Genomic DNA, 14023 nt, shown 5'->3' on the forward strand with positions numbered 1-14023 from the left:
ATTCAACCCTCGGAAATCCGCTCCAGTCCGATCAATGGGGACATTAATCCTGTCAAGCCCCGCAAGCTCAGGAAAACGCTGCAAATCAAACAAAATAAGCCACAAAGCGGCCTCTCCCAAAGTGCCGATCAGTTATTTTTCACTCGCTAAAATAGAAATAGCCCCAAAAACGGCCTCAAGTTTTTGAGGTCACCTCAAACCATTTATTTTCAATATTTTGCAGATTAAACCATGCAGAATCAATATTTTACATTCAAGGCCCACGTCTAAGCCTAATGTTATGAATATTTTGCGCAAAACATAGGGGGGAGGAGGTCAGAAGAGCTTCATCAACCCCGTAGCTGGAAGCTCTGGAGCCATAAACCGCCGCCGCTCGCCGACAACCTCTCCAGCCGCAAGACGGCCGCTGCGAACAGCTCCCTCCATCGTCGAGGGCCATTCGGTAGCCGTCCAGTCTCCGGCAAGATACAGCCCAGACCACTGGGTCTTCTGCTGCGGACGGAAACGATCGAGGCCAGGCGTCACCGAGAAGGTCGCGCGAGCCTCTTTCAACACTCCGCTCTTCAGCAGCTTCGCCTGACGAGCCGCCGGAAAGAAAGTCTCGAACTCGCGAAGCGCCGAGGCAAGAATCGCTTCACGTCCCATCTCCAGCTCAGGCCATGAGGCCGAGATGACCAGTTCCTGATAGCTCCCGCGCTCTTCAGGCCAGCGGCGAATACGCGACTTCGTAAACACCCACTGAATGCGCGTGTCGAGCAACACAGCATGATCGACGCCCGTCACATCGCGGTCGTACCAAAGATGAATCGTCGTGATCGGCGAAGGGACAAATCGCTCGTAAGCTTCCTGACGCTGCTGCTTCTCCGCCTCCGAAGCAGGCAACGTCGCCAGCAGGTTGTGCGACTGACGAACGTCCGTAGCCAGCACCAGCGAATCTGCAACATACTCGTTGCCATTCGAGCGAACCTGCCAGCGTCCGTCCGCAGTCTGAGCAATAGCATCGACGCCAGACTTGAGACGAACATCCACGCCGGAGCGCTCGGCCAGCGCGGCGATCGGCGAAAAAAATTCCGTCAACGGAGCCGCCGGAATGCCAAGCAACCCAGCCTGCGGGGAGCGCAGGAACGACTCATGAAAGACCTTGCCCGCATACTTCACCGAGCAGCTCTCGAAGTTGTCGTTCAGCGCGCCAATCACAACAGGCTCCCAGAAATGACGGATCGAACGCTCCGTCTGCCCCGTGCGCTTCAACCACGAGGCGAAACTCTCAGCATCATCCTGCGGAAACCCGCGCAAAAAGCGCAGTAGGCCCGCTGCAACAGAAGCTTTATCCTCCAGTGAGAGCATCGGCGCACGCAGAAAACTCAGCGTCTGATGCATCGGAGCAGGCAACGGACCAGGCTTCAACAAACTGCGCTGGCCATTCGGCTCCATAAAGATCAGTTCGTCGTACCAGCGAAAAGAGTCTGCCATTCCAGCCTGCTGCGCAAGCTCAATCAGATTCGTACAACAGCCGACGACGACGTGCTGCGAATCAATCGTCTCTTCAAGCGCCGGATGCTGGTAAGAATAAGCGCGCCCTCCGATATAAGGCCGCCGCTCCAGCAGCATGACGCGCGCCCCGGCCTGCGATAACGCGACCGCAGCGGACAGTCCAGCAACACCCGCACCAGCGACGATGACATCTACATCGTGACTTTGGGCAGTCATGACAGCACCCGATTGCCAACCGATCGCGCTGCCCCCTGCGCAAGAATGCCGAGCTTCCGGGCAGTAGGAACGCTGATACGCTCTCCGAAAACCTCATAGCCCGAGCGCTCAATCCTGCGAAGCAGGCCATGATAGATGGTGACCAGAACCCAGAGCGCAGCACGGCTATCGGCATCAATCAACGGAAGAAGGCTGTCCGCCGATTTGTAATACTGCTCAGCGCGATTGCCGAGTTCGCCGAGCAGGCTGCGTTCGCGCGCCTCCAGCGACGCTCCGGCGGCAAGCGCCTGAATGCGCTCCTGCGACACAGAGAATTGCGCCAGCATGTCGAGCGGCAGATAAATACGGCCGCGCTCCGCATCTTCCTTTACATCACGCAAGATGTTGGTGAGCTGAAAGGCAACTCCCGTCTCTTCAGCCAGCTTCTCGGCACGAGGATCGCTGTAGCCAAATATCTTGATGCAGACTAGTCCAACAACCGAGGCCACCAGATAGCAGTAACGATAGAGATCGTTGAAAGTAGCATAGGTCTGCACGGCCGACGTCTGCGGCTCCAGATCCATCGTTGTTCCTTGCACCAGCTCTTCCAGCAGCTGATCAGGAATCTGGAAGAGCTTCTGCGTGTGGTTGAGAGCAACGAAGACCGGGTCATCGGTTGCGCCCCCTGCCCGTGCAGCCCGCCACGCCGCAACCCAACGCGCCATCGCCACGCGGCGCTCGTCGAGCGAGATCGACTCGTCATCGGAGAGATCGTCGGCGCGGCGCATGAAGGCATAGATCGCGCACATGGCGTCGGATTTATGGCGCGGCAGAACGCGGAAGGCGTAGTAAAAGTTCTTGGCCTCGCGCTTCGCAATTTCCCGGCAAACAGCGTATGCCTCGGTAACGATCACCGGCCCTTCCCTATGCGCAGCTTTTCGAGCATCGAACCTGCGAGCAGGCCGAGCTTCTTTACCTTGGAGACGACAGGCCGACCGCGAAGAACGTCATAATCCTGCGCAACAATTCCATCGAGAATAGCGTCTCCCCCCTTGCGGAAGAGATTGAGCGTGACAGCAAGATCGCGATCGACATAGCGGCTGATCGCGCCACCTTCGTGCAACATGGTACGCGTACGCGTGACGAGATCCTGAATCATCGCGCCGAACTCTGGCGTAAAGACGCGGCCAGCAATCTGACCCTCGTCAATTTGGAACCGCTCCATCGATTCAGCTGGAATGTAGCGACGGCCGCGCTCCTTATCTTCAACCACGTCTTGCCAGAAGTTGGCCAGCTGCAACGCGGTGCACACCTTATCGGAAAGCTGCGCACGCTCTTCGTCGCGATACCCCGAGACCAGGAGAACAAGCCGGCCCACGGGATTCGCCGAGTAATGCGAGTACTCCAGCAGCTCGTCCCATGTCTCGTATTCCGTCTTGATCTGGTCCATCCGGAAGGCGATGAGCAGATCGTGGAAAAGCTGCCGCGGCAGATCGCAGGCCACGATGGATTCGTGCAAAGCAACGAAGACCGGATGCATCGAGCGCTCCGGATTGTCGTAGCACTCGTCGAGCATCGAACCCCAGGCCTCAAGCAGCCGTGTCGCAACGGCACGGTCGGCCACCTCATCGCCGAGATCGTCGGCCACGCGGCAGTAAGCATAGATGCTCTCAAAGTGAGGCCGCACCTTTGCTGGAAGAAAGAAGGTCGCTACATGAAAATTTTCGTAGTGCGACCGCGTCAACTCGGCGCACCATGCCTGCGCCTCGGCAAGCGTAGGCCGCGCGATAGGCGTGAGGTATTGGTGCGGCGCCCCCAGCAGCGCGTGTTCAGAGGTGCTTAGATCGCTCAACGAGGCGCTCCCTTAGGAAAGACGGCCGTCTTGATCTCACGTGAGCCGCCAGTTCGCATCATCATGCGCGCGAAGATTTCGGGAACCTGATCGAGCGTGGCGCGGCTCGTGATTGTCTCGGCGCATTTGAAGCGTCCGCTGGTGATCAGCTCGAAAGCGGTGCGACAGGTAGCTGGCGTGTGATGGAAGCTGGCCTTCAGAGTGATATCGCCGTAATGGAGACGGTTGGTATCCAGCTGAACTTTGGTACCTGCAGGCGGTCCGCCGAAAAAGTTGACCGTTCCCCCTTTGCGAACCATGTCGACGGCCCATTCCCATGTAGCGGGCGTCGCAACTGCCTCAATGACGGAATCGGCGCCTCGACCGTTTGGGGTAAGGGCGCGAGTCGCCTTGACGACATCCTCTACAGCCGTCGTCTGAACGACCTGCCGGGCGCCAAAGAGCTTTGCGGTGGCGATCTGGTCATCGCGCTTGACGACGGCGATGACGTTCTGGCCGGCAAGCGCGGCGACATGCATAAACATCAGGCCGATGGGTCCCGCGCCGATCACAACCATGGTGTCGCCAAGCCGCGGAGCAGTCTCCTCCAGCCCACGAACGACGCAGGCCAGAGGCTCGGTAAGGGCAGCGTACTCAAAGGGGACGCCATCAGGAACAGCAATGGTGTTCTTTTCGACGATGCGGGCGGGAATGCGGATGTAGTCGGCGTAAGCCCCGTTATTGAAGAGCAGGTCTTCGCAGAGATTCTGCTGCCCACGGAGGCAGAAGTAGCAGGCATCACAGGGAGCGGAGTTCAGGGCGACGATGCGGTCCCCTTCACGAAACTTCGTCACCCCTTCGCCTACCTGCGTAACAATGCCAGCCAACTCATGGCCAAAAGGAATGGGCGGCTTCAGCATCATGGCGTGGTAACCGCGGCGATACACCTTGAGGTCCGTACCACAGGTCAGCGCTGCGCCGACGCGAACAATAAGCTCGCCCGCCGAAGCCTGAGGGATTTCAAGCTCCTCCAGGCGTAGATCTTCACTGCCATACAGAACCGCTGCCGTCATTCGGGAACCCATCCCATCTATTTTCTCATCAAGCAGAGGGTCCTTCCAGCCGGTACGACAAAGAAGCTCAATGGGATACATCAGAGAGGCACACTGCGGAGAACGGAGCGCATCTGATACTCTGAGCCACAGATACAACATGCCCTTTGTCTCTCCAGAAGACTTTGCCAAAGAAAAGGTCGGCGCCATTCAGGAATACTCGATCCTGGCGTGGCAGGCTGTTGCGAATATCTTCTCGCGGCCTCGCTATATGGCCGATCTGTACACGCAGATGGACCTGATCGGCGTGGGCTCGCTGCCGACCATCGCGCTGACAGGCTTCTTTACCGGATCGGTGCTGGCGCTGCAGTCGGCGTCTTCGCTGAAGACCTTTGGCGCAGTCAGCATGACGGGAAACCTGGTCGCGCTGGCAATGGTCAAGGAGCTGGGCCCCGTGCTGACGGGACTCATGCTGGCCGGACGCAATGCGGCGGGCATGGCCTCGGAGCTCGGCTCGATGAAGGTGACCGAGCAGATCGATGCCATGCGCGCACTGGGAACCGATCCGGTCCGCAAGCTGGTGACGCCCCGGCTGTATGCGACGGTGATTATGCTTTTCTTCCTGACGATCATTGCCGACGCCGTAGGAATCGCAGGAGGCGCTCTAATCAGCGTGGCGATGCTGGGCATGAACGCATCGACTTACTTCAGCTCATCGTATCGCTCGCTCCAATATGCCGACATCGTGCAGGGGTTGACGAAGCCACTGTTCAGCGCCTTCATTGTGGCAACCGTAGGCTGCTATTTCGGCATGACGACCAAGGGTGGTACTCAAGGTGTGGGACGTTCCACCACGCAGGCCGTGGTTGTCTCCTCCATCTTCATCATTTTTGTTGACCTGCTGGTCACCCGCGCCATGATCGGCATCTTTGGCCGGTAAAGGGAAACCTATGGCCGAGGATCTTTTGACGGACGACAAAACGAAACTGGAGAACGCGGCCCCGGGAGAGCCGGTCGTGGTCTTCGAAAACGTGTCGATTGCGTTTGACCTGAAGCCGGTCCTGATCGACGTTTCCTTCAACGTCCAGCCGGGCGAGACGCGCATCATTCTGGGGCCTGCCGGTGGCGGTAAATCCGTATTGATGAAGCTGGCAAACGGACTGATGGCTCCGGATTCGGGTTCGATACAAGTCTTCGGCGAAGAGATTACGACGATGCGCGAGCGCGATCTCTACAAGCTGCGCGCCAGAATCGGCATGGTCTTTCAGGAGTCGGCGCTGTTCGATTCCCTCTCCGTTGAGGACAATGTCGCGTATCGCCTGTACGAAGAACATGTGCCAGAGAAAGAGGCGCACGAGCGTGTCGTGGAGGCTCTGAAGTTCGTCGAGCTGGAGCAGGCAATCAACAAATTCCCGCCAGAGCTTTCAGGCGGTATGCGGCGGCGTGTCTCAATTGCACGTGCAATCGTCTCAAGGCCCGACCTGATTCTTTACGATTCGCCCACGGGCGGGCTTGACCCCATCACCTCAACGACGATCATCGAGCTGGTCATGAAGCAGCGCGACGTAAACCATACGACATCGCTGGTCATCACGCATCGCTTACAGGACGCGTTTACGTTGGCGATGAATCGGTTCGATCCGAAGACAAACACGATGGAGCGCATCCCCAACAATGGCATCGACGAAAGCACAAAGTTTCTGGTACTGAACGAGGGTAAGGTCGTCTTCGACGGGACGACACGGGAACTGGTGAGCAGCACCGATCCGTGGCTGAAGCAATATCTTTCCTGATCGATACAGCGGCCTAGCTGTGCTCCTTTTTCCACTGCTCGTAAGGGATGCGCGGGATGTTCATGAAGCTGTCGCGCGTGCGCACATAATTGCCCAGCCCATTCATACGACCGATAGCGTGTAACTCTTCGGCACGAATATAGGGACCGGCGGGATCAACGTACTGGTCTTCGATATACATCGAGACGACACGGCCGAGGATGATGCGCGAGCGGCCGATCTCCATCGTGGTGTACTCGCGGCATTCGAGCGCTGCGTGGGCCTGGGCGATACGAGGCACTTTCACGACGGCTGAGGGAGCCGTTTCCAGATTCGCCATATCCAGCTCGGAGACTCCGGCAGGAAAGTCGGTGGCGCAGATGTTCATCTGCTGAGCGATATCCTCGGTGACTACGTTGATAACGAATTCCCCGGTGCGTCGAATATTGCGCGCGGTATCTTTGGGGACGAACCGCTCCGTGGGGCGGTCGGTAACGCCGATGCCCACAATCGGAGGATCTGTGCAGAGATAGTTGTATGCACTAAAGGGAGCAGCGTTGATAATGCCTGCTTCATCGATGCTGGTAATGAGCGCAATGGGCCGTGGAGCCACCAGCCCGATAAGCAGGTTATAAATCTCCCGGTGCGTGGCCTTTTCCATGTCGAACTTCATGGCAACTCCTCCGTAGAGGGTACAGGAAAAGAAGACCGACTTAGACTCGCGATAGGGGGTGCGTTTACTTCTTGGCCGTCGTGTCTTTGGCTGGAGCGGGAGCGGACGCAGGCAGGGTGTAGATAACCTCGCCAGGCCGGGTGTAGTGAAGCTCCTCGCGAGCCTGATGCTCAATGGCATTGGGGTCGTTCTGCAGGCGATCGACATGCCCCTTGAGTAGTTCATTTTCGTGCTGGAGGCTCTTGAGCTGCTCATCGAGCTGCCGGGTATCGTGACGCTTCTGCTCGTAAGCGGTCAGGCCATTCTGGCCGAAGACCACGTGATAGCCAAGCGCGATGGCAAGAGCGGCTGCAGCTACGGTTACTCCCTTCCTCCAATTGGAGAGAGCCTGGTGATAAAAACGCACAACACGAGAAGGATTTCTCACGCCAGCGCCGGATTTACCTGAAGCAGCCATCATGATTGAGTACAAAAGTTTGGGATAGAGGCGTCAAGTGGAAAACCCCTGTTGCCCGCCGTGTGTATCTGACTGGTAATGCTTTTATGCGTCCTTTTGTGACGACGGGTAGCGCGAGAGGGGGTCACCCATGTGTTGTAGAGACCGTGGGAATAAGATGCACGAAACTCCCGCCATCTTGATATCCTTCTGAGGGTGCTCATTCTCTACATCATCTCGGCCGCCTGCTTTGCCGCCCTGATTGCAGCAAGCATTGCGATGGTGCGTCATGTACAGGCGGGACACAGGCGTGAGCGGCCATCAGTTCCCCCTGTGCCGGAGTTCAGCCGCCACTTGTACGCCGCGACTGAGCATCGGCCGATGCGTTCGCCACGGCAGGTTCCTCAGCAAACCGTCCAGGGGATTACAGCAAAGAAGCCGTGGAATGCTCCCTCGCAGTCGATTGAGATTCACCCTGCAGGCGAGGATCAGCCGGTAGCAGGACAGCGCAAAGGGCCCCAATCCGCACACTCCCAGCACGCCGAATTCGCAGGCGGACGTATGGACTGGGCTTACTTCAACAAAGATTATGGCGACCTGACGGACCCGCACCCATCACGGCAGGTCCATGTCGCCGGAACGAAAAACACTTCAAGAAGACGCTTTTAGCGCGAAAGGACTCTCACCATGCAATCCACCTTCTCTGCCCCTCAGGGTCTGGCGCAAAGCTCCACACGCTCGTTTGCGGAGTCTCTGCCTGGGCGCGCCGTACTGATCGTTGCCGCAACGGTCTTTATCGCTGTCTGCGCACACATCACCGTGCCGCTTCCCTTCACGCCTGTGCCGCTGACGATGCAGGACTTCGCCGTTCTGCTGGTGGGTCTGGCGCTTGGACCGGTCAGCGGATTTGCAGCGCTGGCACTCTATCTGGCTGAAGGAGCGGCTGGAATGCCGGTCTTTACGCCACAGGGTCTGGGTGGCGTCGCTCAACTGATGGGGCCGACCGGAGGCTTTCTGCTTGCCTTCCCGTTCGTGGCAGCCATTGCCGGATGGGGTGCGCGGTCCTTGAAGCTCAATAACCGCTTCGCCCGTGCCGCCGTAGCCTGCGCATTGGCAAGCATCGTCCTGTTTGGCTTTGGCGCAACGTGGCTGGCACAGTATCGCCATCTGGCACCGATCTCCGTGATGAACATGGCCGTCACGCCATTTATCCCCGGCAACCTGGTCAAGATTGCTGCCGCGGCGGGAATCTTCAGCGCCATCGATCGCTGGCGTCGCAACTAGCCTCGCCGGCATCTCTTTCTCAGGCACCGCAACGTGCCTTTCACATTCGCTCAACACTCCCAGAGGAATACTTGCATCATGAATGCCGCACAAACAGCAACACAAGAAATTAGCATTGCTCACAGCCCTGACTCCGATGATGCATTTATGTTTTACGGGCTGGCGACGAACAAGGTCCGCGTTCCTGGCTACAAGTTCACCCACGTGCTGACGGACATCGAAACGCTGAACCATAAGGCCATCAACGAGGCCTTCTACGATGTCACAGCGATCTCCTTCCATGCCTATCCGTATCTGCAGGACAACTACACACTGATGGCCTGCGGTGGCAGTGTAGGCGAAGGCTATGGCCCGATGGTGGTCGCCAATCCGAAGGTGACTCTAGCTGACGTCAAGAAGAAGCGGATCGCCGTTCCGGGTACGCTGACGACTGCCTTCCTCGCCCTGAAGCTGTACTACCCCGATTTCGAGACGACGGTTGTCCCCTTCGACAAGATCATTCCAGCAGTCACCTCCGGGGAGTTTGATGCTGGCCTGATCATTCACGAGGGCCAGCTCACCTATGCGAACGATGGCCTGGTCAAGCTGATCGACCTTGGGCAGTGGTGGCGCGAGCAGACCGGCCTGCCGTTGCCTCTCGGCGGCAATGCGATTCGTCGCTCGCTAGGCCAGGAGACGATGCTGATGGCCACGAATGCTCTTCGCGACAGCATCCAGCACGCGCTGGATCATCGCGAAGAAGCGCTGGCGTATGCGATGCAATTTGCACGCGACCTCGACACAACGCTGGCCAATCGCTTTGTAGGCATGTACGTGAACGAGCGGACGCTGAACTACGGCGACGATGGGCGCGAGGCCATTCGCAAGCTGCTCGACATGGGCTATGAGCGCGGCATTATTCCTCATCGCGCGAATGTGGATTTCGTTGGCTAAATTGACATGCCTGCGGCATCCACAAATGCCGCAGGCTGTGTTATTCTTAAAAAGTTGACCGATTGCAGTTTTTCTTCATAGAAACAACTCTCGTCAACGTTCCAAAAACCTGGACGCGTAGCTCAACTGGCAGAGCATTCGACTCTTAATCGACAGGTTGAAGGTTCGATTCCTTCCGCGTCCACCACTTTCCTAACTGAAAACAAATAACTTCCATAACGAATGCCTCGTGCGGAAGGATAAGCCGAATACGGTTATATACGGGCAATTTCGGGCACCGACTGACACACTTTTGCCACACCACTTCCCCTCTATCGCTGTGCAAATAATGCAGCTAGTTACGGCTTGGAATCGGAGCTACAGCCTGACTGCAAGCCCCGGAAGAACTGCACGCACGCACACCAAAGAAGACGTTGTCTTTTGACACCGGCAGACGCACACTGTTCGGTTCTCCTCCCGGAAACTGTTTAGCGTCCACAAAATACTGCCAATCATTCATGGCCGTCTCACGCCATACGATTTGATACGTGACGGGCTGCGCATAACTCGTCGGCACATCCCATTTGAGGATCGTGTCGTTGTCCAGATTGGAAGTCGCTACCCTAACGCGTTGCGGAGTACCAGGAGAGTCCGCCAGCGTACCCAGTGTGGCAATATTCAGTCGCGCCACCTGCGCAATGTAGCTGAAGTCATCGAACTTCAGCAGATCTCCGTACTCCTTTCCATTCTCCGTGCGAACGTGCTGGTGCTGATGATCGAAGTTCTCGCGCCACTCGGTAAAGCGTACTGCGGCAAATCCCACTTCGCTGAACGAACGATGGTCTCCGCCACGCAGAAAGCGGTCGAGACGAAGCTCCATCACAGGCCGAAAGCTACCGGCGAAGTACGTTCGCCCGACAGCGAGCACCTCGCGGGCCAGCTGACGCGACGGAGTCTCACTTTCTGCACCGAGACTGAGCGTCTGGCGAATCTGTTCCAGGGGAGCCGAAGGCAGAATCCCCTGCGAGAAGACGCGAATGCGTTGCTTCGACTGAAGCCGATCACCAGGAGTCGTATCGCCACCAACGATATCGTTGTTAAGAACACCTTCCAGCTGCCAGCCTTCCTTGCGGGCACGCTCGGCAAGGTGACGCGATCCATTCAACCCCTGCTCTTCTCCCGCAACCGCAACAAAAACGATCGTGCCAGGAAATTTGAATCGGCTCAGAACGCGTGCGGCTTCCATAGAAACGGCGGTACCGCTGGAGTCGTCGTTCGCCCCGGGCGCAAAGTCATGCGTATTCATAACGTCGGTCTCGCGCGTGTCATAGTGACCAGTTACCAGATACATGCGCTTCGCAGCAGTGGGATCGGTTCCCTTCATGACCGCAACAACATTCCGCAGCGGAGTCGGTTTGACGATGCGTGGAGGGCCGTTATTCAGCCCCGGCTGTGGCTGCTCGATGGACTCGTCCAAGAACACCTCCAGGCATCCTCCGCACTCCTTGCCATAGCTTTCGAACTGCGATTTGATCCAGTCGGCGGCAGCGAAGACACCTGTTCCCGGTTTCAGATCCGTTTCCGTGGAAGAGAGCGTCGAGCGATTATGAAACTCGACCAGATGCGTGATATTCGCCTTGATGTGCTCCGATGAGACAAGCTTCAGGGCAGCTGCAATCTGGGGGACAACATGGTCCGCCTTCAGCGGAGCTCCAACCGCCTGAAAGTCCAGCTTCGCCTCAGGAGCAGCCTTCTGCTGAGCAAAGAATACAGAAGGCAACCACAGGACAACCGCTGTTGCGAGACAAGGCGAAAGCTTTATCATGAGGTGCCCCATCCAAGATCAGAGATAAAGATGATATTACCGGCGAATCCTTACGAGCGCTTTTCTGCCGAGAGCAACTGTTCTGCTTCTGCCGGTGTCAGCCAAAGTGAACGCTGGGAAGGCCGTTGCCGCTGGAGAATACGTGGCACGGCATCAAGCCAGCGACGGCGGAGATGATCACCTGGAGCAAGCATCGCCGCGGCTCGAGTATCGAAGGCACGTTGCTCGGCAGAGGAGTTGAACGTCAACGTAGAGAGTTCCCAGCCATTCGGGCGGGTGATGGAAGCAATCAACTCGCCTGCCAATCTGTATCCCGGAACATGAGAAGTCGCCGTGAAGTCGATGAGCGTGGCCCCCAGTTCCTTAAAAGCCTCAGAAGATGTGGCCACAACTGGCTCGAGTTCTTGAGTAGAGGTAAAGATTGTGACCAGCGCAGGAGCGAGACCACGAGAGACGATCTCAGCCAGAGCACGGGAAGGACTAGCAGCCAGAGCAACCGATAGCGGAGCACGCTTGCGGACCTCGTTCTTCATCGCGCGAATGGCTTCGTCCAAAGTATTGACGACGAAATCCACGGCGCCAGTACGGACCACCTCGCGTATATCGTCTGGCGAATTGTCGATGGAAAGAGAGACCGCCCCCGCAATATTCGAGGCGATAGCGAATGCGCGGCCCTGCGCATTAAGGCCGATAGAGAGAACCAGGGAGCCAGCCCAATCCGACTTGAGCGCAAAGAGTGCCGTAAGCGCTTCCAGTGCTTGAGGCTGCAGATCAGATGTGGGGTCTCCGGGCATGCGTCTCTAAGGGTAATGGATATCGGGCAAAATCCTGCCAGTGGTTCGACCATCCTCCGAGTACTGGACACGATCTTCTCCTTGAATCGGCGATAAAATAGATAGCTATGGCTACCGCTGATATCGCCCCTCCTACCCTTCTCCGTACCGCAGAGACACCGTTTGCCAATGAGCCCTTTGTCGACTTTTCCACAGCCGAAAACAAGCGGGCCATGGAAGACGCGCTGGCCAAGGTCGAAAGTATGTTGGGGCAGGAGTACGACAACGTCGTTGGTGGCAAAAGGCTGAGAACAGCGAGCAAGATTATCTCGGTGAATCCAGCCCGCCCGAAGCAGGTGATCGGCATTCACCAGCGGGCCGAAGCCGACCTGGCCGAACAGGCAGTCGAAGCTGCGCTGGCAGCATTTCCGGCATGGAGCAAAACGTCTGCATCCGACCGCGCCGCTCTACTGTTTCGCGCAGCCGACCTGATTCGTGAGAGAAAGTTTGAGTTCCTGGCGTGGCTGACATTGGAGGTTGGCAAGAACTGGGCCGAGGCAGATGCCGATGTGGGCGAGACGATCGACTTTCTGGAGTTCTATGGGCGTCAGGCGCTGAAGCTGGATGCCGCGAAGACACCGATCCAGTTCCCCGGGGAGCGCAACCAGCTTCGCTATCTTCCTTTGGGCGTGGGTGCAGTGATTCCACCGTGGAACTTCCCCTTCGCCATCATGGCTGGCATGACGGCAGCAGCGATCGTGTGTGGCAATACGGTCATTCTCAAGCCTTCCGTCGATGCACCGACGATTGCTGCGAGATTCTTTGCCCTGCTGGAGGAAGTTGGGCTGCCGGATGGCGTTGTCAATCTGTGTCAGGGTGAAGGGCCGGAATTCGGCTCAGCCGTTGTCGCACATCCACAGACGCGGTTTATCGCCTTTACGGGGTCGAAGGCCGTGGGGCTGGAGATTCACGAAAGCGCGGCGAAGACGCAACCAGGACAAATCTTCATCAAACGCACGATCCTCGAGATGGGTGGTAAGGATTCGATCATCGTGGATGAGGATGCAAATCTCGATGCCGCCATCGAGGGAGTGGTAGCGAGCGCATTCGGTTTCAACGGCCAGAAGTGCTCGGCCTGCTCGAGGGCGATTGTCGATGAGCGCATCTACGACATCTTCTGCGAGCGGCTACAAGCGCGTGTCGCCGAAATCAAAACCGGCGATCCGGCGAAAAACATCTATACCGGCCCAGTGATCAGCCCGAAGTCGTACAACAAGGTTCTGAGCTACATCGAAATCGGAAGGAAGGAAGGCCGCTTGCTGAATGGTGGCAGTGCCATCCAGACGGAGGAAGGTGGCTACTATATCCAGCCGACTGTTTTTGCCGATGTAAGCCCAACAGCCCGGATTGCGCAGGAGGAGATTTTTGGCCCGGTACTGGCGATCATCAAGTCGAAGAACTTCGACGACGCGCTGTCGATTGCCAACAACACCGAATATGGTCTGACAGGCGCTCTCTACTCCACCTCACGCGAGAAGCTGGATCGTGCACGCGAAGAGTTCCACGTAGGCAATCTGTACTTCAACCGTAAGTGCACCGGAGCCATGGTCGGCGCGCATCCCTTCGGCGGCTTTAACATGAGCGGCACCGACTCAAAGGCGGGCGGCGCCGATTACCTGCTGTTGTTTACACAGGCAAAAAGCATCGCCGAGAAGCTCAGCTGACACATTTTCCCGCCAAAACAAAAAGCCCGCGTAAAAGCGGGCTTTTCCATGA

Annotated in this window: 14 protein-coding genes and 1 tRNA gene; 7 read left to right on the forward strand and 8 right to left on the reverse strand. The window is 57.4% G+C overall.

All coding sequences use genetic code 11. The features are described from left to right. Nucleotides 1–315 precede the first annotated feature (315 nt). From hpnE to KFE13_RS03745, 4 genes are read right to left on the reverse strand one after another with little or no spacing between them, the layout of a single operon-like run. The gene (gene hpnE, locus KFE13_RS03730; protein ID WP_260705836.1) at nt 316–1710 is read right to left on the reverse strand and encodes a hydroxysqualene dehydroxylase HpnE; all 1395 of its coding nucleotides are present in this window, start codon (nt 1708–1710) and stop codon (nt 316–318) included. Continuing rightward, nucleotides 1707–2603, reverse strand: a complete 897-nt coding sequence (locus KFE13_RS03735) for a phytoene/squalene synthase family protein (protein ID WP_260705837.1) — start codon at nt 2601–2603, stop codon at nt 1707–1709. The genes hpnE and KFE13_RS03735 overlap by 4 nt, the downstream gene beginning before the upstream one ends. Then, nucleotides 2600–3541, reverse strand: a complete 942-nt coding sequence (gene hpnC, locus KFE13_RS03740) for a squalene synthase HpnC (protein ID WP_260705838.1) — start codon at nt 3539–3541, stop codon at nt 2600–2602. Before hpnC ends, KFE13_RS03735 begins: the two co-directional genes overlap by 4 nt. Continuing rightward, nucleotides 3538–4593 carry a zinc-dependent alcohol dehydrogenase gene (locus KFE13_RS03745; protein WP_260705839.1) on the reverse strand — a complete coding sequence of 352 codons (1056 nt, stop codon included), beginning with the start codon at nt 4591–4593 and terminating at the stop codon, nt 3538–3540. Before KFE13_RS03745 ends, hpnC begins: the two co-directional genes overlap by 4 nt. 139 nt (nt 4594–4732) lie before the next feature. Between KFE13_RS03745 and KFE13_RS03750 the strand changes: the two genes are divergently transcribed. Together KFE13_RS03750 and KFE13_RS03755 are read left to right on the forward strand one after the other, a co-directional pair. Further along, complete coding sequence (locus KFE13_RS03750) at nt 4733–5512, forward strand: MlaE family ABC transporter permease (protein ID WP_260705840.1); 780 nt, start codon at nt 4733–4735, stop codon at nt 5510–5512. Between the two features lie 10 nt (nt 5513–5522). Then, nucleotides 5523–6365 carry an ABC transporter ATP-binding protein gene (locus KFE13_RS03755; protein WP_260705841.1) on the forward strand — a complete coding sequence of 281 codons (843 nt, stop codon included), beginning with the start codon at nt 5523–5525 and terminating at the stop codon, nt 6363–6365. Between the two features lie 13 nt (nt 6366–6378). Here the strand turns inward: KFE13_RS03755 and KFE13_RS03760 are convergent, their stop codons facing one another. Continuing rightward, nucleotides 6379–7017, reverse strand: coding sequence for a flavin reductase family protein (locus tag KFE13_RS03760; RefSeq protein WP_260705842.1), 639 nt, complete (start codon nt 7015–7017; stop codon nt 6379–6381). Nucleotides 7018–7081: 64 nt separating this feature from the next. Then, nucleotides 7082–7477: an FtsB family cell division protein gene (locus KFE13_RS03765; RefSeq protein ID WP_260705843.1), complete on the reverse strand. Its 396-nt coding sequence runs from the start codon at nt 7475–7477 to the stop codon at nt 7082–7084. Nucleotides 7478–7669: 192 nt separating this feature from the next. On the opposite strand from KFE13_RS03765, the gene KFE13_RS03770 reads away from it, so the two are divergent. The 4 genes from KFE13_RS03770 to KFE13_RS03785 all read left to right on the forward strand — a co-directional run bounded on the left by KFE13_RS03770 (nt 7670) and on the right by KFE13_RS03785 (nt 9857). Further along, nucleotides 7670–8122 (forward strand): hypothetical protein, encoded by a 453-nt coding sequence (locus KFE13_RS03770; RefSeq protein ID WP_260705844.1) that lies wholly within the window; start codon nt 7670–7672, stop codon nt 8120–8122. A gap of 18 nt (nt 8123–8140) precedes the next feature. Further along, nucleotides 8141–8737 carry a biotin transporter BioY gene (locus tag KFE13_RS03775; RefSeq protein ID WP_260705845.1) on the forward strand — a complete coding sequence of 199 codons (597 nt, stop codon included), beginning with the start codon at nt 8141–8143 and terminating at the stop codon, nt 8735–8737. A gap of 78 nt (nt 8738–8815) precedes the next feature. After that, nucleotides 8816–9670: a menaquinone biosynthesis family protein gene (locus KFE13_RS03780; RefSeq protein ID WP_260705846.1), complete on the forward strand. Its 855-nt coding sequence runs from the start codon at nt 8816–8818 to the stop codon at nt 9668–9670. 111 nt (nt 9671–9781) lie between these two features. After that, nucleotides 9782–9857, forward strand: a tRNA-Lys gene (locus KFE13_RS03785). 147 nt (nt 9858–10004) lie between these two features. Here KFE13_RS03785 and KFE13_RS03790 read toward each other — a convergent pair. Both KFE13_RS03790 and KFE13_RS03795 read right to left on the reverse strand, forming a co-directional pair. After that, entirely contained in the window at nt 10005–11429 is a 1425-nt protein-coding gene (locus tag KFE13_RS03790) for a M20/M25/M40 family metallo-hydrolase (RefSeq protein WP_260705847.1), read from the reverse strand. A 95-nt stretch (nt 11430–11524) separates the two neighbouring features. Then, nucleotides 11525–12268 (reverse strand): hypothetical protein, encoded by a 744-nt coding sequence (locus KFE13_RS03795; RefSeq protein ID WP_260705848.1) that lies wholly within the window; start codon nt 12266–12268, stop codon nt 11525–11527. 107 nt (nt 12269–12375) lie between these two features. Here KFE13_RS03795 and pruA point away from each other — a divergent pair, with 107 nt between their 5' ends. After that, nucleotides 12376–13971, forward strand: a complete 1596-nt coding sequence (gene pruA / locus KFE13_RS03800; RefSeq protein WP_260705849.1) for an L-glutamate gamma-semialdehyde dehydrogenase — start codon at nt 12376–12378, stop codon at nt 13969–13971. Nucleotides 13972–14023 lie beyond the last annotated feature (52 nt).

It is taken from the genome of Edaphobacter flagellatus, from assembly GCF_025264665.1.
GTDB classification, from domain to species: domain Bacteria; phylum Acidobacteriota; class Terriglobia; order Terriglobales; family Acidobacteriaceae; genus Edaphobacter; species Edaphobacter flagellatus.